The 25883-nt window shown below is 72.8% G+C and carries 17 protein-coding genes and 1 pseudogene; 11 read left to right on the plus strand and 7 right to left on the minus strand.

Annotated elements, in window-relative coordinates; translation table 11 throughout:
* Window positions 1-91: 91 nt before the first annotated feature.
* Window positions 92-691: a class I SAM-dependent methyltransferase gene (locus AVW11_RS02905; protein WP_030845337.1), complete on the plus strand. Its 600-nt coding sequence runs from the start codon at window positions 92-94 to the stop codon at window positions 689-691.
* Between the two features lie 216 nt (window positions 692-907).
* On the opposite strand, the gene AVW11_RS02910 is transcribed toward AVW11_RS02905, so the two are convergent.
* A complete protein-coding gene (locus AVW11_RS02910) occupies window positions 908-1822 on the minus strand; it encodes an oxygenase MpaB family protein (RefSeq protein ID WP_076043113.1) in 915 nt (304 codons plus the stop codon).
* 135 nt (window positions 1823-1957) lie between these two features.
* Here AVW11_RS02910 and AVW11_RS02915 point away from each other — a divergent pair, with 135 nt between their 5' ends.
* The 3 genes from AVW11_RS02915 (at window position 1958) to AVW11_RS02925 (ending at window position 4535) form a co-directional block, all read left to right on the plus strand.
* On the plus strand, window positions 1958-2737 hold the full coding sequence (locus AVW11_RS02915; protein ID WP_030845333.1) for a hypothetical protein: 780 nt from the start codon (window positions 1958-1960) through the stop codon (window positions 2735-2737).
* A gap of 151 nt (window positions 2738-2888) precedes the next feature.
* Window positions 2889-3344, plus strand: a complete 456-nt coding sequence (locus AVW11_RS02920) for an SAM-dependent methyltransferase (RefSeq protein WP_076043153.1) — start codon at window positions 2889-2891, stop codon at window positions 3342-3344.
* Between the two features lie 192 nt (window positions 3345-3536).
* The gene (locus AVW11_RS02925; RefSeq protein WP_076043114.1) at window positions 3537-4535 is read left to right on the plus strand and encodes a polyprenyl synthetase family protein; all 999 of its coding nucleotides are present in this window, start codon (window positions 3537-3539) and stop codon (window positions 4533-4535) included.
* Window positions 4536-4679: 144 nt separating this feature from the next.
* Here the strand turns inward: AVW11_RS02925 and AVW11_RS02930 are convergent, their stop codons facing one another.
* The 3 genes from AVW11_RS02930 to AVW11_RS02940 all read right to left on the minus strand — a co-directional run bounded on the left by AVW11_RS02930 (window position 4680) and on the right by AVW11_RS02940 (window position 8319).
* The gene (locus tag AVW11_RS02930) at window positions 4680-4862 is read right to left on the minus strand and encodes a hypothetical protein (RefSeq protein ID WP_030845327.1); all 183 of its coding nucleotides are present in this window, start codon (window positions 4860-4862) and stop codon (window positions 4680-4682) included.
* A gap of 273 nt (window positions 4863-5135) precedes the next feature.
* Window positions 5136-6650: a DHA2 family efflux MFS transporter permease subunit gene (locus tag AVW11_RS02935; RefSeq protein WP_240528119.1), complete on the minus strand. Its 1515-nt coding sequence runs from the start codon at window positions 6648-6650 to the stop codon at window positions 5136-5138.
* Window positions 6651-6921: 271 nt separating this feature from the next.
* Window positions 6922-8319 carry a DUF5685 family protein gene (locus tag AVW11_RS02940; RefSeq protein WP_076043115.1) on the minus strand — a complete coding sequence of 466 codons (1398 nt, stop codon included), beginning with the start codon at window positions 8317-8319 and terminating at the stop codon, window positions 6922-6924.
* Window positions 8320-8516: 197 nt separating this feature from the next.
* Here AVW11_RS02940 and AVW11_RS02945 point away from each other — a divergent pair, with 197 nt between their 5' ends.
* The 3 genes from AVW11_RS02945 (at window position 8517) to AVW11_RS02955 (ending at window position 11319) form a co-directional block, all read left to right on the plus strand.
* Complete coding sequence (locus tag AVW11_RS02945) at window positions 8517-8894, plus strand: FKBP-type peptidyl-prolyl cis-trans isomerase (RefSeq protein ID WP_030845320.1); 378 nt, start codon at window positions 8517-8519, stop codon at window positions 8892-8894.
* Window positions 8895-8983: 89 nt separating this feature from the next.
* Window positions 8984-10786 carry a serine/threonine-protein kinase gene (locus AVW11_RS02950; protein WP_076043116.1) on the plus strand — a complete coding sequence of 601 codons (1803 nt, stop codon included), beginning with the start codon at window positions 8984-8986 and terminating at the stop codon, window positions 10784-10786.
* A gap of 155 nt (window positions 10787-10941) precedes the next feature.
* Window positions 10942-11319, plus strand: coding sequence for a DUF6480 family protein (locus AVW11_RS02955; protein WP_143568793.1), 378 nt, complete (start codon window positions 10942-10944; stop codon window positions 11317-11319).
* Window positions 11320-11416: 97 nt separating this feature from the next.
* Here the strand turns inward: AVW11_RS02955 and AVW11_RS02960 are convergent, their stop codons facing one another.
* Window positions 11417-13528: a trypsin-like serine peptidase gene (locus AVW11_RS02960; RefSeq protein ID WP_076043118.1), complete on the minus strand. Its 2112-nt coding sequence runs from the start codon at window positions 13526-13528 to the stop codon at window positions 11417-11419.
* A gap of 338 nt (window positions 13529-13866) precedes the next feature.
* Between AVW11_RS02960 and AVW11_RS02965 the strand changes: the two genes are divergently transcribed.
* Window positions 13867-16731, plus strand: coding sequence for a peroxidase family protein (locus tag AVW11_RS02965; RefSeq protein ID WP_060179062.1), 2865 nt, complete (start codon window positions 13867-13869; stop codon window positions 16729-16731).
* A 67-nt stretch (window positions 16732-16798) separates the two neighbouring features.
* On the opposite strand, the gene AVW11_RS02970 is transcribed toward AVW11_RS02965, so the two are convergent.
* Window positions 16799-18412 (minus strand): alpha/beta fold hydrolase, encoded by a 1614-nt coding sequence (locus AVW11_RS02970; RefSeq protein WP_076043119.1) that lies wholly within the window; start codon window positions 18410-18412, stop codon window positions 16799-16801.
* A 12-nt stretch (window positions 18413-18424) separates the two neighbouring features.
* On the minus strand, window positions 18425-20008 hold the full coding sequence (locus AVW11_RS02975) for an alpha/beta fold hydrolase (RefSeq protein ID WP_076043120.1): 1584 nt from the start codon (window positions 20006-20008) through the stop codon (window positions 18425-18427).
* A 328-nt stretch (window positions 20009-20336) separates the two neighbouring features.
* Between AVW11_RS02975 and AVW11_RS02980 the strand changes: the two genes are divergently transcribed.
* The 3 genes and pseudogenes from AVW11_RS02980 to AVW11_RS02990 all read left to right on the plus strand — a co-directional run bounded on the left by AVW11_RS02980 (window position 20337) and on the right by AVW11_RS02990 (window position 25819).
* Window positions 20337-21296, plus strand: a complete 960-nt coding sequence (locus tag AVW11_RS02980; RefSeq protein WP_076043155.1) for a polyphosphate kinase 2 family protein — start codon at window positions 20337-20339, stop codon at window positions 21294-21296.
* Window positions 21297-21344: 48 nt separating this feature from the next.
* Window positions 21345-24065 (plus strand): annotated as a pseudogene (locus AVW11_RS02985) (cation-translocating P-type ATPase).
* Window positions 24065-25819: a SulP family inorganic anion transporter gene (locus AVW11_RS02990; RefSeq protein ID WP_076043121.1), complete on the plus strand. Its 1755-nt coding sequence runs from the start codon at window positions 24065-24067 to the stop codon at window positions 25817-25819. Before AVW11_RS02985 ends, AVW11_RS02990 begins: the two are co-directional and overlap by 1 nt.
* Window positions 25820-25883: the final 64 nt, after the last annotated feature.

Consider the following 25883-nt stretch of genomic DNA (forward strand, 5'->3'; position numbering starts at 1 on the left):
CAGAGCTACGTTCACCTTCGATCACCCGGCGTGCCACCTTGCGCACCGCTCACGGACACCGGGGCGTGCGGGGGTGGGGGATCATGGGCCCATGAGCGAAGACCACACGCACGTGCAGGAGTTCTTCGGGGCGCGGGCCGCCGACTGGGACCGCAGGTTCCCGCAGGACGGCCCCGCCTTCGCCGCCGCCGTGACGGAGTTCGGGCTGCGGCCCGGGGACCGTGTGCTCGACGCGGGCTGCGGCACCGGGCGGGCCCTGGGGCCGCTGCGGGCCGCCGTCGGACCCGCGGGGACCGTGCTGGGCGTGGACCTCACCCCGCAGATGCTGGCGGCCGCGCGGCGGGCCGGGCGCGCCGCCGAGGGCACGCTGCTGCTGGCCGACGCGGCCCGGCTGCCCCTGCGCGACGGGGTGCTGGACGCGGTGTTCGCCGCAGGCCTCGTCGCACATCTGCCCGATCCTGCGGCGAACCTGCGCGAGCTGTCGCGGGTGGTCCGCCCCGGCGGTCGGCTCGCGCTCTTCCACCCGATCGGGCGGGCGGCGCTCGCCGCGCGCCAGGGCCGCGAACTGACCGCGCAGGACCTGCGGGCCGAGCACAACCTCGGCCCGCTCCTGTCCTGCGCGGGCTGGGACATGATCTCGTACGCGGACGAGGACCACCGCTTCCTGGCGCTGGCCGTGCGCAACCCCTGACGGCCGACCCCGAAAAGCCGACCCCTGACCCCTGACCCCTGACCCCTGACACCGGCCACCGGCCACCCGCGCGGACACGCCGCGGCCCGCCGCACCGGAGGCCGGCCCGCTCCCCCGCCGCACCGAAGCGCGGCCGCCACGGAGCGGCACCTGTACGACACCAGCACGGCACCTTGACGACGGCACCGCGCCCGGTGCCCGCGGAGGTGCCCGGGATCAGGCCGGGGGCTGGGCCTCGGCTCCGGCGGGCCGGCGCGGATGCGGCACGGGGCAGCCGCCCGAGCCGGGCACGGGGAACGTGCCGAGCTCGCCCACGTCGTAGCCACCCGGGTAGCCCTTGATCTCCGGGTTCTGGCGGGCGTAGTGCGGGGCCCGGCGCGGGGGCAGCAGCCGGACCGCGCGGCCGCGCAGCCGCAGCGCGCCCTGCACCAGCTTCCGGACACCGGCGCGGGGCGCCTCGTACCGGAAGGCTTCGATCAGCGAATCGTCGAGGAGGGCGATCCCACCGCGGCGCACCGCGGGGGCGAGCGGCGCCGGGTACCAGGACGCCATCAGGTCGAGGGTGGAGTCGGCGACCTTGCGGGCGCCTTCGTCCCAGCCGAAGTGGGCCGCTTCGTAGGCGACGAGAGTGGCCTCGAACTCCTCGTAGGAGCCCGGGATGTCCCTGATGCCCAGGTGTCGGCCGAGCGTGGCGTAGTAGTTGGCACTCGCCCGGCGCTCGTGGTGGGTCATCGGGCGCCAGCCGTAGGCGTCCAGCCAGCGTGCGGGAATGACCACGAACGTGCACAGCACGTAGCGCATGTCGTCGTCCGAGATGTCGTAGCTGCGGTGCATCTGGTTGACGCGGCGGATCGCCGTGCGCGCGGTGTCGCTCTCGAAGCCGTGCTCGACGACCGCGTCGAGGAGCAGCGCGGTGTCGTCGTAGCGCTTCTGGGCGCGGTCGGTGAACTCGGCGGTCTCGGCCAGCAGCCCGCCGATGCTCGGGACGGCGTACGTCCGGAACAGTGCGAGCTCCAGGGCGCGGGTGAAGTCCCAGGGGAACTCGTAGGTGGCGGTGAGCCGGTAGATGGCGAGGAAGTCCTTGTCGGGGTCGAGCCGGAGGATCTCCTTCAGCCGGTCGTAACGCTGCACCGGGTGTCCCTTTCTGTGGCGGGTCCCCAACTCTACGTGCAGGTAGCAGCCTTGGAAATCGTGGCCCGCAAGCTCTCGACGCGCGGGTTACCCGCTGGTTAAGGTGCGCCGACGAGAGAGCAGGCTGGAGGCCAGGTGTCCGACGACGAAGGTGGCGGCTCGCTGTACGTGCTGACCGCCGTACTCCTGACCCCCGCGCAGTTCCCCGGCTTCCTGGGTGACGACTTCCCCGAGGCCTGCGCCCTGCTGGGCGTGCCGCCGAACGGGCAGGGGTACGGGCTGGTGCTGGGCCAGGACGAGGAGGGCGCGCGCTGGACGGTCGTCGTCGACGACGTCTCGCTCGTGGCCGCGGCCATCGCCTCGTGGGACTGCGGCATGGAATACGACCTGTCGCCCGACGAGCGGACGATCGTGGTCTCCCTGGCGGGCTGGCCGGTGGAGTTGTCGGTGGCCGCACCGGGGATCCCGGAGCCGCACGATCCGGAGCAGGGTGCGGACGGTACGGGGCGGGTGCCGCTGGCGCCGCCCTCGGCGGAGGCCTGGGGCCCGGTGCAGCGCCGGCTGGGTGCGGACCAGATCGGGCGGGAATGGGCCGACTGGCGCGAGCGGGTGGCGGCGGACGGCGGAGCCGCGGCCGCTGCCCACCCCGGGCTCGCGCGTGCGCTGGAGCAGGCGCTGGAATACACGCGGACCCCGCCGCCGGCCGGCCGCGTGCGGTCCGCCTTCGCGGGCGAGGGGGCCCGGACCCTGCGCGTGGACGGGCCCGGCTGGTCGCTGGTGGCCCGCACCGGCGACGCGGCCTTCGTCCTCCTGGACGAAGAGCCGGGCGAGGTGCTCACGGTCCCCCGCCAGGGGGATCCCGACCTGCCGGACCTGCTGGCGGCGCTGGAGCGCGTCGCGGTCCGGCCGGCGTGAGCCCCGGCCGGACCGGCCGGGGGCGCGAACGAACGGGGTCGCGCGGACGAACAGCGTGTGCGCGAGCGGCACGAACGGCGTGTGTACGGACAACGTGTGCATGAGCAGCGGGTGCAGGAGCGACGGTACGAGAGGGACGGGGGCGCACGTGGTGGAGTCGGAGCCGGTGGGTGTGGTCGTCGGTGGGCGCGTCGACGTCGTGGACGACGGCTGGGGGCGGGAGAGGGCCGTGATCCGGCTGGACGGCGGACGGTTCGGCCCCGAAGCCCTGTACGGGCTGGAGGACTTCTCGCACGTCGAGGTGGTCTACCACTTCGACCGGGTGCCGGTCGGGAAGGTCGAGACGGGTGCGCGGCACCCGCGGAACAACCCGGACTGGCCGCTCGTCGGGATCTTCGCGCAGCGCGGCAAGAACAGGCCCAACCGGCTGGGGGTCTCGCGCTGCCGGGTGGTGAAGGTGGACGGTCTGGACGTCCACGTGGAGGGGCTGGACGCCGTGGACGGCACACCGGTCCTCGATCTGAAACCGTACATGGTCGAATTCGGGCCACGCGGCGAGGTGCGCCAGCCGGAGTGGGCGACGACCTTGATGGATGGCTACTACTGATCGGTCCAATGGCTCAAAATCTTTGTTACCGCCGGTAGTTTAATGCCTAAACTAACGGGATTCGGCCAGGGCGACTGAAAATCGCTCTGGATCCCCTCCCTCCGGAATGATCGAATCGGCCAGTCACGCGGCTCAAAGGGTGCGCACCTCACCCCCACGCTCATTCCACGATGGAGGCCACTCTTGAATTCCATGTCGTACCTGGACCTGCACCGAAAGGTCGCACAGGACATCGATGCGGAGATCGAAACCGCTCTGGACCGGCTCGGCCCGGTCGCGGCGACCACCAGGAACTCCGTGGCCAAGCTCTTGGAGCAGCGCAAACTGAGACATCCCCTGTCGGTGCTCCCGCTGCTCACGCACGCCATAGAGACGGGGAATCCCGGGCCGGCCGTTCCCCTGTCGGCGGTGCACCTGCTGTGGTGGACCTCGGCCTGCTATCTCGACGACCTGGCCGACGCCGACGGCGCGTCCATCTCGGGCGAGCTCACCGAGGACGAAGCGCTCCTCGCCTCCGTCATCACCGGAAATGCCCTCCCCATACAGATCATCCTGGCGCAAGATCTCCCCGGGGCGGCGCACGGCGCCCTGATATCCGAGATCCTCAATGGCTGGATCATAGGCGTCGACGGCCAGATAGACGACATGCGCGGGAACGTCTGCAGCGCATCACGCAAATCGGTGGTGGAGACGTACCGCGGAAAATCCGGCGCACCCTTCGGCATGATCACGGCAATGGCCGCCATATTCTCGGGCACCACGGCCGACAAGGTCGAATTGTGGCGTGAGTTCGGCTACGTCTTCGGAATCCTGTGGCAGATCTTCAACGATCAGGAAGACATCCTGTCCGGCCGCGACGAGGACCTGCTCAATGGCACGGTGACCTATCTGCTCGCCTCCGTGCTCGAGGACGCTTCACCCCTTTCCCGGGAACACATCCTGGGACTGTGCGCCGCCGCGAGCCGCTCGCATCAGGCCAGGAGGGAACTCGCGAGCCTCCTTCGGACACCGGTCGCCCTCGACCGCTACCGCGCGGAGATCGACGGTTTCCGCGCCGAGGCCTACCGGATCCTGGACGAACTGGGCGGTGACGAGGCCTACCAGCCGGTGCTCCGCAACCTCGTGGACCACGCGTCCCAGATGCTGCTCGAAGCGGACCTCCCGCCGGTCGTGGTGAGCGGCGCGGCCTGAGTCGTCGCCAGGGCGGACCCGCGCCGAACCCCCGTCCCGCGGGCACGCCCGCCGGGCTCCGCACACCAGCCGGAGCCCGGCCACTCCTCGAAACGCCCCCCGCGGCCCGCCGTGCGCCGCGTGCCGTGCGCCGCGTGCCGTGTGTCAGCGGCCGATCTGCTTCCTCGACAGACCGCGGACCCGGCGCCGCTGGGAGGAGTCCAGCAGGAGGTAGGCCGCGGCCGGCACTCCGATCAGAACCAGCAGGCCTGCCCAGAAGCCCACCGCCCAGAACAACACGATGGCTGCCACGACTCCGGCAACCGCGACCTTTCCGCTGTTGGACATCTGCGGACACCTTCCTTGTGACGTCGACCACTACCCCCCTCAACGCGCCGCCGCGACCGCGCGTTCCCGGGAGGGGGACGAGGCCCGAACCGGCGCCGCCCGGTGCGGCCTGGTGCGGCCGGACCGCGCGCCCCTCGTCCGATGCGGGCACCGCGCCGGCGCGCATGCGGAACACAGCGTCCCCGCAGAGGTCCCAGGTGGCGGGCCGGGCGGGCTGTGCGTGCACCCCTGGCCCAGCGGCTGCTGGCCGACTGTGCTGTGGGCAGCCTGGGGTCAGGTGGTGGTGGGGGCGGTTTTGTTCGCGGCCGTGCCGTCTTCGTCCTGGGCGTCCGGCACCGACGGCTGCTGCGGAGCGGGCGGGGTGCGGATCAGCAGCGCGACCAGCACGGCCAGGGCGCCGAGCGCGGCACCGACGCCGAATCCCCACCGGATACCCGTGGCGAGGGCGCCGGTGGCGTCGGCGCCCTCGGCGGCCGCCGTGGCGGCCTGTCCCGACATGACGCTGATCACCAGGGCGGTGCCGGCGGCGGCCGCGACCTGCTGGAGGGAGCCCAGGATGGCGGAGCCGTGGGGGTAGAGGTGCGGCGGCAGCACGGACAGACCGGAGGTGAAGACGGGGGTGAAGACGAACGCCATGCCCGCACTCAGGGCGACGTGCAGGGCGAGCACCAGCCACGGCGAGGTCTGCTCGCCCGTGAGGGCGAACAGCGCGAGGCAGAGCGCCGTGAGTACGGCGCCGGGTACCACCAGGCGTGGCGCGCCGAGTCGGTCGTAGAGCTTGCCGACCTGTGGTCCGAGCAGGCCCATGGTCAGGCCGCCGGGGATGAGGAGCAGCCCGGTCTGCAGTGAGGTCAGGCCGCACACCTCCTGCAGGTAGATCGGCAGCAGGATGAACGCACCCATGAGGGCCATGAAGGACAGGCACATCAGGGCGAGCGCCACGGAGAAGTGCCGGAACGTCAGTGCGCGCAGGTCCAGCAGCGGTGCGGACGAGCGCTGCAGCGCAAGCTGCCGCCATACGAACAGGCCCACCAGCACGGCGCCGACCAGGGTCGTGACCGCGGGGGGCACGGGGCCCCGGACCGCGTCCCCGGCGCCGAGCCCGCTGAGGCCGTAGACCAGGGCGCCGAAGCCCGCCGCCGCCAGGGGGACGGACAACCAGTCGATCGGACCGGCCTGCGGCTCGCCGATGTTGATCAGTTTGCGCCGGCCGAACACGGCCATGGCTCCGGCGATGGGGAGAACGGCCAGGAACAGCAGGCGCCATGACCCCAGCTGCAGCAGCACTCCGGAGACGGCGGGGCCGAGGGCGGGTGCGACGGAGATGACGAGGGTGATGTTGCCCATGACGCGGCCGCGGTCGTGCGGGGGCACGAGGGTCATCAGCGTCGTCATGAGCAGCGGCATCATGACGGCGGTGCCGCCGGCCTGGATGACGCGGGCGGCCAGCAGTACGGGGAAGGCGGGCGCGGCCGCGGCCAGGGCCGTGCCGGCGAGGAACAGCGCCATGGCGAGGCTGAAGGCGGTCCGGGTCGTGACCCGTTGCAGGAACCATCCCGTCACCGGGATGACGACGGCCATGGTGAGCATGAAGGCCGTGGACAGCCAGCCTGCGGCTGCCGCGGTGACCTCGAATTCGCGCATGAGCCGCGGGATCGCGTTGACCATGATCGTCTCGTTGAGGAGGACGACGAACGTGGACAGCACGAGGATCCGCAGCACGGCGGTGACGCGGTCGGGCGAGAGCTCGGGTGTTGCGTGTGGGGCGGACATGGTGCCTTCCGTCATGTGAGTGTCCTCCGCATGTGGGCGGGTCACACTGACAGACCGCGGCGCCGGGAAGAACTCATCGGTGTCCCCCGATCCTCTCGGTGCCGCGGCCCGAGCTCAAACCATTTTGCCGACCCGGGACCTCCGAGACACGCCTTCCGGGGCAGGCCGCTGCCCGGCTGCGGGACGGCCGACAGCAGGGCCGCTCCCCTTCGGGCGCACGGACCGGGGCCTTCCGCCCCGTCGCGGCCTCGTCGCCGCCCCGTCGCCGCCCCGAGTGCGCCGTCGTTCAGTCGCAGCAGTCGCAGCAGCACTTGCAGGGGTTGCAGCAGCCGCCGCCACCGCCACCGCAGCCGTCACCCGAGCCGCCGCCGGAGCCCCCGGAGCCGCTGCCGCCGCCCGAGCCGCCTGAGGACCCGCCCGAAGGGCCGCCGCCCTGGCCGCCGAACCAGCCGTCGCCCCCGGAACCGTCCCTGCCGGAGCCGTCCCGGGTGGTGCCGTCGCTGCGGTTGCCGTCGCCGAACTGCCAGGGCTCCCCGTCGCCGGCGTCCTCGTCGCAGCGGCAGCATCGGAGGCACAGCCCGCACCGGCCGCACAGCCGACGCCATTCGCGACACCGCCGGCACTGCCCCTCCGGCGGCCGGCCCGACGCCGTCACCCCGCCCTGCGGGCCCGCGCCCGCGAGCGCGCCCACGCCGCACGCCGTGCCCGTCGCGCCCGCGCCGGCCGTGTCCGTGCCCGCTGCCGGAGGCGTCTCCGTCTCCGTACGGCGTCCCAGCCAGGGCAGCATCCGCAGGCCCCGCACCTGCGGGCGGTGCTGAGGGTGGCGATGCCGGGGGTCGAAGGCCCGGTCGACGGCACGCTCCAGTTCGCCGCCCAGAAGCGCCCGCACCAGCCGGTCGTCGACGAACACGGCGTCGGACAGGGCGAGCCGGATTCCGTGGACGGCGTCGTCGCAGAGCCTGCGCACCTCGGCGCGGTCCGCACCGGTCACGGCGATCGGGTTCCACGCGCCGGACGCCTCGTCAGCGTCCATGTCCTCCACCGCGTCCAGCAGATGCGCCAGCCTGCCGAACAGACGGCCGGCTTCTGCCAGCGGTTCGGCGTTGCCCGGGCGGTCCGTGAGCACTGCGGTGTACGCGAAGGCGGCTGCGGTCGCCGTCTCCGCGGGCTCCGTGACCGTCAGCAGCGAGCCACCGGGTCCGACCGACCGCTCGACGTCCTGCTGGCGCTCGACCGCCCCGAGCAACAGCGAGGTGTCGAAGCCCAGTCGTGCGCCGCCCGCGATTCCCGCACGATCCCAGGTGTGGGCGATCCGGCGTGCCGCCAGCGCCACCGGGCGGCGCCCCACCAGGCCGTCGCCGTCCGCCGCGTGGTCGCGCATCTTCGCCGCGGCCAGCACCAGCGACACCGTCGCCGCCAGCCGCGCACCCTCACCCTGCGCCACGTCCGCCGACCGCATCCCGCGCAGCGGGCACGGGCCGGCAGCCCGGCGCCAGCCACCGGTACGCTCCGACTGCGCCTCGGTCAGCACCGAGACGATCAGGCCGTCGTAGTTGGTGGCCACCCTCGCGAACTGCCCGTACTCGCTGCGCAGAGCCAGGCACAGCCCGCACAGATGCGCCATCCACTCGGTACGCAGGCCTTCACCCAGGCGATGACGGCATGGCCTGATGATTCCGAACACCGAAGTTCTCCCCCATAGGAACCGCTACCCGGCGCGGTGTCGACAGCGTGTGACATCGGCGCGCGGCCGACATCCTAAGCGGTGCCTTCCGAGGGGTGTCCGCGGAGCCGTCGCCGCGCGCATGCACCCGGGGTTGGGGTTTGATGTACTTCGGTCGGCCTGTACGAGGGATACCGGCGGAGAGTGGTGAGGGTGCGATGAGCGAACCGACGAAACCCGTGGTCGAACGCCCGCTGGGTGACGCTCCCGCAGAGCTGACCATCCGGGACATCGTCGTCGGGGACGGCCCCGAGGCGAAGCCGGGCAGGGTCGTCCGGGTGCACTACGTCGGGGTCACCTTCGCGTCCGGAGCGGAGTTCGACGCCTCCTGGGACCGGGGCGAGCCGTTCAAGTTCGCCGTGGGCGGAGGCAGGGTCATCAAGGGCTGGGACCGGGGCATCAGGGGGATGAAGGTCGGCGGCCGGCGTGAGATCGTCGTTCCCCCGCGCCTCGGCTACGGCAAGCAGTCCCCCTCGCCGTTGATCCCGGCGGGTTCCACGCTCGTCTTCGTGGTGGACCTGCTCTCCGTGGTCTGAGGCCCCGTGGCGGGCGGGCATTGGGTACGCTCTCGGTTGACTTCGGGGCGCCGGCAGGTGCTGCATCGCCGCAATCAGAGACGGATCCCATGGCCAGCGCTCCTTCCGCCGGTTTCCTGAAACCGCTCACTGCGGACGACCCCGCCGTCGTGGGCGGTTACCGCCTGGCGGCCGTGCTCGGTGCGGGCGGCATGGGCAAGGTCTACCTCTCCCACACGCCGGGCGGCCGGCCCCTCGCCCTCAAGGTGATCCGGCCCGAGTTCAGCGAGGACCCCGAGTTCCGGCGGCGCTTCCGGCAGGAGGTACGGGCCGCGGAGCGCGTCCAGGGGCTCTACACCGCACCGGTCATCGACTCGGACACCGAGGGACCCCGGCCGTGGCTGGCCACGGCCTACGTACCCGGCCCGTCGCTCGCCCACGCCGTCGCCCGGCACGGCGCGCTGCCGGTGCGCAGCGTGCTGCTGCTGACCGTCGGGGTCGCCGAGGCGCTGCACGTCATCCACGGCGCGGGCATCGTGCACCGCGACCTCAAGCCCGCCAATGTGCTGCTCGCCTCCGACGGCCCGCGCGTCATCGACTTCGGCATCGCCCGGGCCGCCGACTCCACCGCCCTGACCAGTACCGGGGTCAGCGTCGGCACCCCGGCGTTCATGGCGCCCGAGCAGGCCTCGGCCGGCACGGTCACCCCGGCCACCGATGTCTTCGCCCTCGGGCAGATCGCCGCCTTCACCGCGATCGGGGCATCGGTCTTCGGCGACGGGCCCTCGCACGCGGTGCTCTACCGCATCGTGCACGAGGACCCCGACCTCGGCGCTCTTCCGGAGGAGCTGCGGCCCGTGGTGACCCGCTGCCTCAGTCGCGATCCGGCCGACCGCCCGACGCTGACCGAGGTCATCGAGCTGTGCCACGCGGCCTCGCAGGCTCCGCTGCGCCAGGGCGGGGACTGGTTGCCGCAGGCCGTCGCCGGTTCCCTCACCGACCGCCTGCGGCTGCCCTCGCCGACACCCGCCCCGCCGCCGCAGCCGCCGACGGCCACGGCGACTCCGGCTCCGGCTCCGACCGAGGTCTCGCTGCAGTCGCCGGCCCCGGGTGCACCGGCGGCGGCCGCCGCCGCGCCGACCCGGACGGCTCAGGCGCCGGGGCCTCCCGGGGCGGTGCCGCCGGGTTACGGGGCGCCGCCGTACGCGCCGACCCCGTACCCGCAGCAGCAGTACGGCCGGCCTCCGTACACGCAGCCCTCGTACGCGCCGGGCCGCAGCACGCCGGCGCCGTTCCACCCCCACGGCTTCATCCCGGGTCCGCCCGCTCCGCCGCGCCCCAGGCGGACGGGGCTGATCGTCACCGGGGCGGTGGCGGCGGCGGTCGCCGGGCTCGCGGTCATCGGGTCCCTGCTGCCGGACGGCGGCTCCGGGAAGGACCGGGACGCCAAGGCGTCGGGCGCCGCCGGGGCCTCTTCGCGGCGGCCCGACCCGCAGCCGGTCGCGTACCCGGGCATCGAGGTGCCCCAGAACCACGAGCTGATGTTCGCCGACAATCCGCCGCGCCCGGCCGAGGAGCCGACCGGCGCCGGGGTGCTCTACGGGCACGCCGACCTCTTCTACTACCGGGACACCCTGTTCGGGGACGAGAAGTTCGGTACCACGAACGGCAAGCTCGTCGTGCTGAACAACTCCGAGAAGGGCTCTCTGGAAACCTGCCGCGCCGTGACCCGCTTCACCGAGAAGGTCGGCCTCGACCAGCTCACGGACGGGACACAGGTCTGTGTGCTGAGCAAGGCCGGCCACATCGCGGTGGCGACCTTCCGCGGCAGGTCGGGCGGAAAGAAGGAAACGGCCTTCGTCACCGTCGACCTGACGGTCTGGCGCAATGCGGAGCCCGCGGCGAAGCGGTGACGGAGGGTGCGTCCTCGCGTGCCTTTCGCGCACCGGGCGACGTCGCCGGGTCCTCGTCCTTGCGGGGGCGGTCGAAGTCGTCGACGATGCCTTCAGGCCCCGGCCTTCCGGATCCCACCAGGTCCGGGCGGGGTCGGGGAGAACTGGGGGAGACAGTGACAACGCACAGCAATCCGAAGAAGCGCCCGGTGATCGCGGCGGCGGTCGTCCCGCTCCTCGTGCTCGCCGGACTGCTCCTGGCTCCGGCGGCAACCGCCTCGGCGGCCGTTCCGGCCGCCCGGCAGGCCCCTGCGGCCGCGGCGCAGGCGCAGGGCGGTCTCTTCGCCGGCGCAGGCGTGGCCACCGGGCTCCAGGCGCCGGCGTCGTCGCAGGTCCGGGCCACCACCGGGAACAAGAAGGGCAAGAAGAAGGGCAAGAAGAGCAAGAAGAAGAGCGGCCTGTTCAGGATTCTCCTGATCGTCGTGGTCGTGGCCCTCGTGCTGCTCGTCGCCCTGTGGGGGGTCCGCCGGGCCCTGCGCCGCAGGTCCGCCTAGGAACGGCGCCCGACCCGGCCGGGACGGGCCGGGTGGGCGGCTCGCCGGGGTGGAACAGCGGCTCAGGATGACGCCGGGTCCGCCCGGCCGGTGCGCGTCACGGGGTGGGGCGTGCGAGGAACGTGTCGATCGCCGTGGCGACTTCGGGGTGGGCGAGGTACTCCTCGATGCTGTGGGCCCGGTCGCTCGCGTTCACCACCGCGTGCTCCTCCGTCAGCTTGCCCCAGACGGGCTCCAACGGGCAGCCGATGGCCACCGCGTCGGTCGGGCACCAGGCGTTGACCCACTCGCGTACGGCCCCGGGGCGGCTGGTGCCCGGCGGGAGGAGCCGACTGGTGATCGCGTTCATCCCCAGGGGGCTGCCCGCGGTGACGAGGAGGGTGACCTTCATGCCCGCGGGGAGCCGGTTGGCGACGAGGTCCATGCCGACCACCGTGCCGAGGCTGTGGGTCACCAGGACCAGCTCGCCTTCGCGTGGGATCTCCTCGGACACCCGGTCCAGGACGGCCTCGCGGACCGCGCGGTCGCCGAGGTAGGCGTCCACGTCGCGGAAGATGGTCGCGATGGCCAGCGCGTCCACGTCGGTCTTGGCCGCCAGCCAGCCCAGGGCGCCCTGGAGTGATCCGACGATCGTGCTGCCGATGTTCTCCGCGGCCTGCTGCCCGTCCTGCGGCATGCCGGCGAGGGCGGCGGCCTCCATGACGAGCTGCTCGTACGTCCCCTGCTCGGAGCGGGCGGCGAAGGCCTCCAGTGCCGCCGCGGCCGGCGCGTCGGCGTAGGCGGCGGGCAGCGCCTCGTGCTGCCCGATGACCTCGACGATGCGGTCGCCGTAGTAGGGGAACCAGACGTCCTGCGGGTCGACGGTGCGGAGGCCGGCGCGGGTGAGCCCGTGGTTGAGTCCCCCGGTCCAGCCGCGGCGCAGCGTCTCGGGGTCCTTGCCCTGCTGGCTCCTGCCGTGCAGGAAGACCAGGTGCCGGGCACCGCCGAACGCGTTCATCGGGGCCTTCAGGCCGACCCGGGAGCCGGCGGGCGCCGCCTCCCGCGGGGCGGGGGCCGGGGTCCGGGCCGGGGCCACGGCCGGCGCCACGGGCGTTGTGGGCGTTGCGGGCGCCACGGGTGTTACGGGCGCGAGCGGTGCGACCGGCGTCTCCACCGGGGCGGCCACGGCGTCCTGCCGCAGCCCCGATTCGGCTCCCATCTCCGCCAGCAGCGCGCGCCGCCCGGCGTCCAGCGGCTGTGCGGCCAGGTGCTTGAGGATGGAGCTGGTGCGGGCGCCTTCGTTGGAGACGTAGTCGACGGTGTCGTCGCTGTCGACGCCGCTCCGCCAGAGCTGGCCGTCCTTGCGCAGGATGCGGCCCTGGGCGTCCGTTCTCGGCACGCCCATGTGGTGGAGCGCCACGACCTCCCACTGGTCGTTGTAGACCGGGGAACCGGAGTTGCCGGGCTCGGTGTCGGTCCGGTAGTGGAGGAAGTCGTCGAGCCGCTGCACGAGGGCGTTGTCGCGGAGCGCGATCTCCTTGAGCCGGCCCATCGGGTGGCCGATGACGTTCACCGGTTCGTTCTGGACGAGTTTGCCCTGCTGGATGCTGAGCTGGTTCCAGCCGAACATCTCGCCGGCGAGAGTTCCGTCGGTGGCGGGAGCGACGGCCACCAGCGCGTAGTCGAGGTGCCTGTCCGCCGTGAAGAACGTGTCCGGGTCGAAGGTGAACCGGATCGCTGCGTCGGGTGCGTTGTCGATGGTGACCTGGGCGTTGAACTCCAGGAAGCAGCGCCGCGCCGTCTGCGCGTCCGGCAGCACGTGGTGGTTGGTGAGCAGCAGCCGCGGGGAGACCAGGAAGCCGGTTCCGTGCGGCCTTTCGAGGCCGCCGCGGAGGATCGAGATCCGGGCGACGGTGGCGGCCGCGCGGGCACCTCGGGGCAGGAAGCTCCACGGCTGGAGGTCCTTGGTGAGTCCGATGACCCGCTCCAGGGTTTCGGGCAGGTCCAGCGCCTCCGCGTGGACGCCCTCCACCGCCGCCGTCGGCGGGATCCCGCCCCGTTCGAGCAGCCGGCCGGCCCGGGAGGCGATCCGCTCGGGGGTGTCCGGGTACCGCACCCCGGCCGCCAGCTGCGCCTCGATCTCCTTGCGCTCCGCGGACGCCTCGCGGTACCGCTGCACCGCAGCCTGCTGCTGTTCCCGCTCTTCCGGGGATTCGTTGGATGGGAGCATGCCACTCACCGTTCTGTCGCTGTGGGTCTTCCGACGCCTTCCAGAAGGCGGACGCGCATCCGATGCCGCAACAACAACGGGTGCGGCCGCGCCCGCGCCGGGCGGAGCGGACGGCATGGATCGGACCGGCTTCCTGGGGCGATGTCCCGGCGCAGAAGAATCCGGGCCGCTGCGCCGGACAGGTGCCGGGCGGAGCGGCGGGCGCGGTTGCACCGTGATGCCCCGGATCCCGCCTTTCACCTGGGTTTTCGCCTGTCTGCCGCGCTCCGCACGACAGCTGCCGAGGGCTGGGGCAGCGTCGTGGGGAGTGCACGGAGATCCCCTGGGAAGAGGCTCGCATGGACGAGGTCGAACAGTACGAGCGCTACGCCGGCGGCAGTCCGGAGGCCGAGCGGCTGGTCTTCGAACGGCTGGCGCATGAGCTGCTGCGGGTGCAGCACAAGGTGAGGAAACGCAGTGGCGCCGCCGCCGTCGACCGGACCTTCCACGCCAAGGCGGTCCTGGGCGTGGAGAACGCCCGGCTGAAGTTCCGCGAGGACCTGCCGCAGGAGCTGCGGGCGGGTTTCGCCGCGCCCGGCGCCGAGTACCCGGTCACGGTCCGGCTCTCCAACGCCAGCGGGGCGCGCCAGCCGGACTTCGCGCCCGATCTGCGCGGTGCGGCGCTGCGCGTCGAGGCGGGTCCGGGTGAGACCCACGATCTGCTGATGACGAGCTTCCCGGTCTCCCACGCCCGCGACGCGCGCGAGTTCGTCGCCTTCGCCAAGGCCATGGCGGGTGCCGACACGCGGCTGCGCAAGGGGATCGCCCTGTTCCTCAAGCTGCCCCTGGCGGTCGGCCGGCCCGCGGCCACCCGTATGCGGCGCAACATCGTCGCGGGTACCCGGCGCACGGTGCGCAGCCTGGCCCTGGAGACGTACTGGAGCCGCGGCGCGATCCTGTGGGGCGACCGGGGGCCGGTGCGCTACCAGTTGCGGCCCGCCGCGTCCGCCGCGCCGGCCCCGGCCGCGTCGGGTACCGACCCCGACTACCTGCGGCGCGAGCTCTCCGGGCGGCTGCGTCAGGGGGACGTCGTCTTCGAGCTGTGCGTGCAGCGCTACGTGGACGCCCGGCGCACGCCGATCGAGGACGGTGCGGCCGAGTGGCAGGAGGGTGTCGCACCCGTCGTGCCGGTGGCCACGCTGACCGTCCCGCGCCAGGACGTCGACACCGCGCAGGCGCGCGCCGCCGCGGCACGGGTCGACCTGCTGGCGTTCAACCCGTGGCACACCTCGGAGGACTTCCGCCCCCTGGGGAACCTCAACCGTGCCCGCAAGGCCGCCTACGAGGCGAGCAGCGCCCACCGCCTCGGCCGGCGCTTCGTGACGGTCGAGCCGCGCCGCAACACCCTGCTCGGGGTGCCGCTGCGGGCCGGCTTCCGCACGGTCAACCGCTTCGTCCCGTGGCACCGGCTGCCCACCCCGCTCGGCCTGCTCAACCTCATGGCCTTCCGGCAGACGCTGCGGCGGCACAACCTGATCGACACCGAACCCCACGAGGCTCCGCCCGTGGCCGGGCCGGTGGAGGCGCCGCCGGACGAGGAGCTGCTGGTCAGGCGGAGTTACGACGGCTCGTACAACGACCTGTCGGCGCCGCGGATGGGGGCCGCAGGGGCGATGTTCGGCCGCACCATGCCGCCCGTCTACCGCCCGGACCGCTTCGACTCGCCCAATCCGGTCACCGTCAGCAGGGAACTGCTGCGGCGTGAGGCGTTCATCCCCGCGACCTCGCTGAACGTCATCGCCGCCGCGTGGATCCAGTTCCAGGTGCACGACTGGGTCAAGCACCGGCGGCATCCGGTCTCCACCCGCAGCGTGGAGGTGCCGCTGCCGCCCGGGGAGACGTGGCAGAACACGCCGGGCGGCCCGCGCGAGGCGGTGATGCGCTTCGGCGAGGACGAGGCGGCGGCGACGCCCGGCGGGCGGCCGCCGATCGTGTTCGCCAGCGACGTGTCGCACTGGTGGGACGGCTCGGAGGTCTACGGCGGCGACCGGGCGGCCGCGACGGCGCTGCGCGAGCCCGACGGCGGCGCCGGCCTGCGGCTGGAGGACGGGCACCTGCCGGGCGGCCCGAACGGCTCCCCGCTCACCGGGTTCACCGACAACTGGTGGCTCGGCCTGAGCGCCATGCACACGCTCTTCGCCCGTGAGCACAACGCGGTGTGCGAAGCCCTGCGGCACGAGTATCCGCGCATGGACGAGGAACGGGTCTACCACACGGCCCGGCTGGTCGTCTCGGCCCTGATCGCGAAGATCCACACGGTCGAGTGGACGCCCGCGATCCTCGCCACCGAGACGCTCGACGTCGGCATGCGGACCAACTGGCAGGGGCCGCCGAAGAAGTGGCTCGACCAGCTGGGCGTCTGGCTGCTGGAGGCGAACGGGCGCCAGGGCATCCCGAAGACCCTGCCCGACCACCACGGCGCGCCGTACTCCCTCACGGAGGAGTTCGTCACCGTCTACCGGATGCACCCGCTGATGCCCGACGACTACGAGCTCGTCGACCACCGGTTCGGCCGCCGGCTGGACACGCTGGACTTCGCCGCCCTCCAGGGCGCCGCGACGGAGCCGCTCATCCGCAAGACGGGTCTGGTGAACACCCTGTACTCGCTGGGCATCGCCCACCCGGGGGCGATCACCCTGCACAACTTCCCGCGCGCATTGCAGGAGTTCCATCGGGACGGCGAGGTGATCGACCTCTCCGTGGTCGACCTGGTGCGCACCCGGCGCCGCGGCGTCCCGCGCTACAACGACTTCCGGGCCGGCCTGCACAAGCCGCGGATCCGGCGGTTCGAGGAGCTCTCCGGCGATCCGGAGACGGTCGCCCGCCTGCGGGACGTCTACCGGTCGGTGGACGACGTCGACACGATGGTGGGGCTGTTCGCCGAGAATCCGCCCGAGGGCTTCGGCTTCAGCGACACCGCCTTCCGCGTGTTCATCCTGATGGCCAGCAGGCGCCTGCAGAGCGACCGCTTCCTCACGGTCGACTTCCGGCCGGAGGTCTACACACCGCTGGGCATGGACTGGATCGAGCGGGGCGGCATGACGAGCGTCATCCTGCGGCACTGCCCCGAGCTGGCCGGCATCCTGCCGCGCGGGGCGAGCGCCTTCGCGCCCTGGCGCCCGGTCGCACCGGTCCGCAACGGCAGCGGCAACGGCGGCGGCTGAGCGGGGCACCGGCACGGGCACCGGCACGGGCACGGGCACGGGCACCGGCAAGCACGGTGCCCCGCGCCTATGGGGCGATCTCGAATTCGGGCGCCTCGAGGGTCTTCAGGCATGCCGTGTCCGGTGCGGACGGGGTGTCGAAGAAGGAGACGGCGATCTCCTGCGCGCACTCGGACGTGGCGAACACCACGTGCGGCTCGTAGGGGACGGTGACGACTTCGGCGTTGGGCAGCGTGCGGGCGACGTACGGCCCGTTGTCCGCACCGGTCTGGGAGTCGAAGCCGCCCGACAGGGCGAGGGTGGGGATGTCGCCGCGCGTGGCGTCACGGATGGAGGGCGGCGCCGGGGGGACGTTCCAGACGTCGCAGTCCGGGTGGAGGAAGGTGAGTTGCGGGGCCTGGGCCTGCACCGAGCGGGGGAAGGACGGGAACGTCGCCTGTCCGCCGCGGAGCGCCGCCTGCTCGCTCTCGTACGGCGTCCACTCGCTGCAGAAGACGCCGTAGACGAGGCCGTGCGCGACCCGGCCGATGGCCTGGGGGCTGAGTTTGCCTCCCGCCCACTGCTGGGCGATGCGCTGCGGCTTGCCGCGCGCCAGTTCGTCGAGGGCCGCGGGTACCTGGGGTGCCACGTGGGTGGCCGAGGTCATCCAGTTCACCAGGGCTCCCCCGTCGAGTACGACCTTCACCGGTTTGTCGCTGCCGGGGAGGGTGACGGTGGTCGTGACCGGCTCGGCCTCCAGTTGGCGGACGAGCTTGTCGAAGGTGGCCGACAGGTTCGGGTAGCGCTTGTTGCAGGCCGGCTGCTGCGCGCAGGCCTTGAACAGGCCGTCGAAGCCCTGCCGGGCGCTGCTCCAGGTCGCCGCCGAGCCGGCTCTGGACGGCGGGAGGATGCCGTCGAGGCCCACGGAGCGCAGGCCCTCGGGGTGCAGGCGCATGTAGGCCAGCGCCAGGTGGGTGCCGTAGGAGATGCCGTAGAGGTTCCACCGGTCGATGCCCAGCGCCTTGCGCAGGTCCTCGTAGTCGGCGGCGCTCTGGATGTCGTTGTAGGCGCTGAGGTCGATGCCGCGGGCCGCGAGCTGGTCGCGGCAGGCCTTGGTGGCCTCGACGTGCAGGCGCTCGGTGGACGGTGCGTCGTAGACGAGGCCGACCGACCGTGCGTTGAACTCGTCGATGTTGGGGCACAGGACGTCCGGGTCGGCCGAGTAGGTGCCGCGCTGGGACATGAAGACGACGTCGCGGTCGCGGTTCAGGCCGCCGTCGATCGCCATCTGCGCCTCTCCCACCGCGTCGTCCCCGGGTCCGCCCGCGAGCCAGACGATCGGGTCGGGCTCGGGGCTGTCGGTCGCGGCGGGCACGATGGCGACGCCGAGCCGGATCGTGCGGCCGCCGGGCTTCTCGCGGTTCTCGGGCACGGTGAGCGTGCCGCAGCGGGCTCCTTCGAGCGCCTTGACCGGTTCCGGTGTCTTCGGGCAGGGGCCCGGTTCGTAGGCCGCATCACCCGCGGTCCGGGCGACGGTGCCGATCGGCGCTCCCGGGGTGGGCTCGGTGGTGGTGCGGACCTGCGCCCGGGCGGGCGCCGAGAGCAGGCCGGCGACGAGGAGCGCTGCCGCCAGGCCGGCGGATGACGGGGCGAGGAGTCGTCCTGCGGGGTGGTGACGGCGGGGCGCACGGGCGAAGGTCATCTGCCCTCCCGGTCATTCGGGAATGATCGTGAACGGTTGGGGTTCCAGGCCGTCGACGCAGCCGGTGTCGGGCGGCGCGGTCGGGCGGTCGAGGAAGGAGGCCAGTACGCGCTGTGCGCAGGGCGACTGCGGGACCACCCAGTGGCCGATTCCGGGGATCTGCACGGTGGTCGAGCGGGGCAGGGTGCGGGCCGCCTCCTCGGCCCAGCTCGCCCCGGTCTTCACGTCGAAGGTGCCGGAGACGAGGAGTACCGGGATGGCGCCGGCGGTCGCGACGCGCTGGACGGCCGCGCGGTCCGGGACGTTCCAGAGCCGGCACACCGGGTACTGGAAGGGGAGTTGCGGCGCCTGGGCGAGGACGGTGTCCGGCCAGCCGGGGAAGGCCTTCCGGCCCGCCGCGAGCACGTCGGCCTCGGCGTACGCCGGTGCCCATTCGGCGCACGCCACCGAGTTCGTCAGGCCGTGCGCGAACGCGCCGACGTTCTGGACCGAGCCTGCCGCGCGGGCCTGCGCGAAGCGCTCCGGGTTTCCGGCGGCGAGTTCGGTGAGGGCCGCGGGGACGTCCTTGGGCCGGGGGGTGTAGGCGACGATCAGGTTCAGCAGCGCGCCGCCGTCGAGGACGACCTTGACGGGCTTTCCGCCGCCCGGCGGTGCGACGTCCAGGGTCAGGGGCTGCGCCTCCAGCCTGCGCACCTGTTCGGTCAGCGTACGGCGCAGGTCCGGGTAGCGGTCCTTGCAGGCGGGCTGCGCCGCGCACGCCTCGAAGATGTTGTCGATCCCCTCGGCGACGCTGCTCCACGTCCACGGCAGGGTCGCGTACTGGGGCGGTGCGACCGAGTCGACCGCCACGGCTCGGACGCCCTCGGGGTGCCTGCGCAGATAGGTCAGGGCCAGGTCGGATCCGTAGGAGTATCCGTAGACGTTCCACCGGGGGATGTCCAGCGCCTTGCGCAGGTCGGCGAAGTCGGCGGCGTTCTCGGTGGTGTTGTAGGCACTCAGGTCGACGCCCTGTGAGGTCAGGCGGCCGCGGCACTCCTCGACTGCCTTCAGCAGGAGGTCCTCCGCCTGTTTCGCGTCGTATCCGAGGCCCACGGCCTCGGCGTTGAACCGGTCGACCTCGGGGCAGGCGAGGTTCGGCCGGTCGTAGAGGTTGCCGCGCTGGGCCATGACGATCAGTTCGCGGTCCTTGTTCAGGCCGGAGTCGACGAGGAAGGGGATGTCGTCGAAGGTGTCGGCGCCGGGACCGCCCGCCATGAACACCACCGGCTCCTTGGCGGGTTTCGCGGGGGCGAGGGCCGGGATGACGGCCACGGCCAGCTCGATGGTCCTCCCGCCGGGGCGGGAGCGGTTCTCGGGGACTTGCAGGACGCCGCAGCGGGCATCGCCGAGCGCCTCGATGGGCTCGGGCGGTTGCGGGCAGGCACCGGGCACGAAGCGCACGGCGGGCGAGGAGGGTGGGGCCGTGGCGCGGGGTGCGGGGCCTGTGGCCGTGGCCGCGGTGGTTGTGGCCGCGGGGCCCGCGGGTGCGGCGCCCACTGCGGTCAGGCAGGCCAGAGCGGCCACGGCCGTCACCGCGCGCATGCTGTGCTTGGGCATGGGCTTCGTTCCTCTGCCGACATCGGCGGCGGACCTGCCGGGCCAGGCCGCAGCGGTTTGGGCGGAACGCTCGTCCTCGACGCTACCGGTTGGACCGTACGCGCGCACGCGGAGCCGGCCGGCGGCTCAGGGGGTCCGGGGCGGGCGGCGGGCGGGACGGCGGGCCGCCCGGCGCTGGGCGGGCGTGCCCGGCCCGGTTGGGACGGGCGATCTTGGCCGGGCGAGCAGACAATGAGCTGGAGGCGCCCGGCGCGCTGACGGTCCCGGCCGGGTGTCCGACACCGCGTGCCGCAGCAGCGCCACGGGGCCGGCGAAGGACTGGTGGACGATGGCGGACGAGAGAGCCGGGCGCATCGCGGACTTCATCGAGCCGTTGCGGGTGGAGCCGGGATCCGACGTACGCCTCGACCGGGACTTCGATCCCCGCTACAAGGCCGGCCTGAAGAAGCGGGACGGCGCCGAGCTGCTGCGCAGCGGGGTGTCGTTGCTCGCCGAGTACCAGGAGCGGCTGGCCGCCCAGGACACCTACGGCGTGCTGCTCTGCCTCCAGGCCATCGACGCCGGGGGCAAGGACGGGACGATCCGCCACGTGATGAGCGGCGTCAACCCCCAGGGCGTGCGCGTCAGCAGCTTCAAGGTGCCCTCCGCCGAGGAGCTCGACCACGACTACCTGTGGCGCTACGCCCGCCGGCTGCCGGCGCGCGGCGAGATCGCCATCTTCAACCGCTCGCACTACGAGGAGGTGCTCGTGGTACGGGTCCACCCCGACCACCTCGTCCGGCAGAAGCTGCCGCACGACGCGTGCGGGCCTGACGTGTGGGACCGGCGCTACCGGGAGATCAACCGCTGGGAGCACTACCTCACGGACAACGGGTTCAAGGTGGTGAAGATCTTCCTCAACCTGTCGAAGGAGGAGCAGCGCGCCCGTTTCCTCCAGCGGATCGACCGGCCGGAGAAGAACTGGAAGTTCTCCGCGGCCGACGTCCGGGAGCGGGCCCGGTGGGAGGACTACCAGGACGCGTTCTCCGCGATGCTGTCGGCGACGAGCACGAAGTGGGCGCCGTGGTACGTGGTGCCGGCCGACCGGAAGTGGTTCGCGCGGATCTGCTCGGCGGCGGTCCTCGCGCACACCCTGATGGACATCGATCCCCAGTACCCCGACGTGGGGGACGAGGCGCGCAGGGAGCTGCTCGTCACCCGGCGGGAGCTGGAAGCCGAGGCGCCCGCGGGGGCGGCGGCCGATCCGTACGCCGACTCGCGGCGGTCCGGGAAGAGGAAGCGCGGCTGAGACCACGGCGTCCGGGCGCATCGGCGGCCACGGATCGGAGGCAGGACGATGACGGTACGGGCGGAATCCGCGGGAGGGCGTCCCCCGGCTCCGGGGGACGCCTGGTACACGCGCACGCCGCAGGAGGTCGCGGCCGCGTTCGGCGTGGACCCGGCCGTCGGCCTGTCCGCGGCGCGGGCCGCGGAGCTGCTGGCCGCGCACGGACCGAACGCGCTGCCCGCGCAGGAACGGACCCCGGGCTGGCGCCGGTTCCTCGCGCAGTACCGCAGCTACATGCAGATCGTGCTGCTGGCCGCGGCGTTCGTCTCACTGCTCATCAGGGAGTGGACCACCGCGATCCTGCTGATCGTGCTGACCCTGTTGAACGCGGTGGTGGGGCTGCGCCAGGAGGGCAGGGCCGAGAGCGCCATGAACGCGCTGCGGTCGATGATGAAGGCCACGGCGCGGGTCCGCCGGGACGGGACGGAGGCCGAGATCCCCGCGGAGCAACTCGTCGTCGGGGACGTCGTGCTCATCGCCGCCGGGGACCAGGTGGGGGCGGACGGGCGCATCGTCGAGGCCAGTGCCCTGCAGATCGACGAGTCGGCGCTCACCGGCGAGAGCGTTCCCGCCGCGAAGGACTCCGGCACGCTGGCGGGCTCGCTGCCGGCACCCGGCGACCGGACGAACATGGCGTTCATGAACACGCCCGTCACCCACGGCAGCGGCGTGCTCGTCGTCACCGCGACCGGTTCGGACACGGAGCTCGGCAAGATCTCCGGGATGCTGACGGCCACCGAGAAGGAGGTGCCGCCGCTCACCAAGGAGCTCGACACGCTGACGCTGTGGATCACCGCCGCCGCGGGCCTGACCATGATCGTGATGTTCGCCCTGGGGCGGCAGCGGGACCTGGCGTGGGACGTCCTGTTCGTCAGCGCGGTCTCCCTGGCCATCGCCGCCGTCCCCGAGGCCCTGCCGACCGTGACGCAGGCGATCCTCTCCGTCGGCAGCCTCAACCTGGCGAAGCGGAACGCCATCGTCAAGGAGCTGCCTTCGGTGGAGACCCTGGCGTTCACCTCGGCGATCAACTCGGACAAGACCGGCACCCTGACGATGAACCAGATGACCGCCGTCGAGGTGCTGAGCCCCACCGACCGCTACACGGTCTCGGGCACGGGGTACGGGCTGGAGGGCAGGATCCACCACGCGGCGGGCTCCTCCGCCGGCATCGAGGACGCGATCCTGCCGTACGTGCTGGCCAGCGACGCGAAGCTGGTGGACGGCGAGGTGGTGGGCGATCCCACCGAGGGTGCGCTGCTGGTGCTCGCGCACAAGGCCGGGTTGGACGTCGACGCCACCAGGGAGCGCCTGCCGCGGCTGGCCACGCTGCCGTTCGACCCCGGGTACAAGCTGATGGCCACCTTCAACGAGGCCCGGGACGCCTCGGGGCGCCGGGTCGTGCGGTGCTTCGTCAAGGTTGCCGTCCCGGCGGTGGTGGCGCGGGCCGCCACCGCGCTCGCGGCGGGCGAGACCGTCGGGTGGGACGCCGCGCTGGCGGCGCGGGCCGAGGAGCAGACCGCGCGGATGGGCGGCGAGGGGCGCCGGGTGATGGCCGCGGCCACCCGGGACCTGGACCCGGCCGCCTTCGATCCGGAGGGCGACCTGCTCGCGTACGTCACGGAGCTGAGGATGACCAGTCTCGTCGGCATGGTCGACCCGCCCCGCGAGGAGGCCAGGGCGGCCGTGGCCGCCGCCCGGGCGGGGCACATCCGGGTCCGCATGGTCACCGGTGACGACGTCACGACCGGTGCCGCGATCGCCCGGCAGCTCGGCATCCCCGGCGAGGCGATCCTCGGCGCCGACTTCGCCGCCCTGAGCGAGGAGGAGCAGATCGCCCGGATCGACGGCATCGGTGTGGTGGGACGGGTCGCGCCGGAGCACAAGGTGCTGCTCGCCGACACGCTCAAGAAGAGGGGCGACGTCGTGGCCATGACCGGGGACGGCGTCAATGACGCGCCCGCCATCAAGGCCGCGGACATCGGCATCGCCATGGGCAGCGGCACGGACGTCGCGAAGAACGCCGGACGCATGATCCTCTCCGACGACAACTTCGCCACCATCGTCTACGCCGTGGAGCAGGGCCGCAGGATCTACGACAACCTCACCAAGTACATCCGGTTCGTCCTGCTCCTGCTGGTCACCTTCGTCCTGACCTTCCTCGGGGCCACGGTGTTCAACATCGCCGCCGGCGAGCCCTTCACCCCGCCGCAGGTGCTGTGGATCCACTTCGTGGTCAACGCCTCCTTCGGCTTCGCGCTGGGCTTCGACCGGGAGAGCCCCGGCCTGATGCGGCGCACGCCGCGCCCGCGCGGGGAGTCGGTGCTCACCCGGCCCGTGCTGGTCACGGTCGGACTCGGCGGGCTGGCGATCACCGTCGTCCTGCTGGGGCTGATCACGCTCGGCGCGGCCCACTTCGACAGCGTCGGGACCGGTCAGTCCATCGCGTTCACCGCGTTCGCGCTCTGTCTGATCGTGGCCGCGTTCGAGTGCCGCAGCTAGACGGAGTCGGTGCTGACCGTGTCCACCTTCGACAGCAGGCAGATGAACTGGGTGGCGCTGGCCCAGTTCGTGCTGGCGGTGCTGGTGACCCAGATGGACGGCTTCCGGCGCCTCCTGGGGACGACGGAGATCGACGCCCGGCAGTTCGGCTGGGCACTGCTCGCCGCCGTCGCCCTCCTGCTCCTGTGGGAGCTGGGCAAGCTCGCGGCCCGCCGGTCGCGAGGCGCCTGATGGGCGGGCGGCCCGCGCCGGCCCGGCACCCGAACCGCACGCTCGTCTCCCGGGTGCGGGCCGTGCCCGGTATCCGCGCGGTCGCGACCTACCGGCGCACGTGGCTGGTCAAGGACCTGGTGGCGGGGATCGTCCTGACCACGCTGCTGGTGCCGCAGGGCATGGCGTACGCCGAGCTGGCGGGCCTGCCGGCGATCACCGGCCTGTACACGACGGTCCTCTGCCTGCTCGGCTACGCGGTGTGCGGGCCGTCCCGGATCCTGGTGCTGGGCCCGGACTCCGCGCTGGGCCCGATGATCGCGGCGACGGTCCTGCCGCTGGTCGCCGCCGGCGGGGATCCCGACCGGGCCGTGGCGCTGGCGTCGGTGCTCGCGCTGCTGGTCGCGGCGATCATGATCCTGGCCTCGGTGGCGAAGCTCGGCTTCATCGCCGACCTGATCTCCAAGCCGACGATGATCGGCTACATGAACGGTCTGGCGCTGACCATCCTGATCGGACAGCTGCCGAAACTGCTCGGCTTCTCGGTCGAGGCCGACAGCCTGATCGGCGAGTTCGCCGGCTTCGTGCGGAGCCTCGCCGGCGGGGCGGCCGTGCCGGCCGCCGCCGCGGTCGGCATCGGCGGGATCGTCGTGGTCCTGGTGCTTCAGCGCTTCCTGCCGAAGGTCCCGGCGGTGCTCGTGATGGTGGTGCTGGCGATCGCCGCGGCGGTCGTCTTCGACCTGGGCGGGCGCGGAGTCGCCCTGGTCGGGGAACTGCCCGAGGGCTTCCCGCCGTTCACGGTCCCTGACGTGAGGCCCGCCGATCTGCCGCTGCTGCTGGCCGGGGCGCTGGGCATCGCCCTGGTGTCGCTCACCGACACGATCTCCAACGCGTCGGCGTTCGCGGCCCGTACGGGTCAGGAGGTCCGCGGCAACCAGGAGATGGCGGGCGTCGGCGTGGCCAACCTGGCGGCCGGCCTCTTCCAGGGCTTCCCCGTCAGCACGAGCGGATCGCGCACGGCGGTGGCGGAGCGGGCGGGGGCCAGGACCCAGCTCACCGGGGTGGTCGGGGCGGTGCTCATCGTCCTCATGCTGGTGCTGGTTCCGGGCCTGTTCCGCGACCTCCCCCAGCCGGCCCTCGCCGCCGTGGTCATCACGGCGTCGCTGTCCCTCGCCGACCTCCCCGGGTCCGTGCGGCTGTGGCGGCAGAGCCGCACGGAGTTCCTGCTGTGCTGCGCGGCGTTCGCCGGTGTGGCCCTGCTCGGGGTGCTGCCCGGGATCGCCATCGCCGTGGCGCTGTCCGTCCTCAACGTCTTCCGGCGTGCGTGGTGGCCGTACCGCACCGTCCTCGGGCGGGTGCCGGACCTGGAGGGCTACCACGACGTCCGCTCCTACCCGCAGGCGCGGCAGCTGCCGGGCCTGGTGATCTACCGGTTCGACGCGCCGCTCTTCTTCGCCAACGCCAGGGCCTTCCGCGACGAGATCCGGCGCCTGGCTGCCACGGACCCGCGGCCCGCCTGGATCGTGATCGCGGCGGAGCCCATGACCGACGTGGACACCACCGCCGCCGACGTCCTGGAGGACCTGGACGAGGCCCTCAACGCGGCCGGCGTGCACCTGGTGTTCGCCGAGATGAAGGATCCGGTGCGGCGGAAGATCGAGCGGTTCGAACTCACCCGCACCATCGATCCCGATCACTTCTTCCCCACGGTGGGGGCCGCCGTCGCCGCGTTCCGCCGGCTCACCGGGGCCGAGTGGACGGACGCCGACCCCTGAGCGGGGGCGGCGCCCCACGGCCGGGTACGAGGGGGCCCGCGGCTCGGATGGCAGGTACGGCCGC

It is taken from the genome of Streptomyces amritsarensis, from assembly GCF_001953875.1.
Classification (GTDB): domain Bacteria; phylum Actinomycetota; class Actinomycetes; order Streptomycetales; family Streptomycetaceae; genus Streptomyces; species Streptomyces amritsarensis.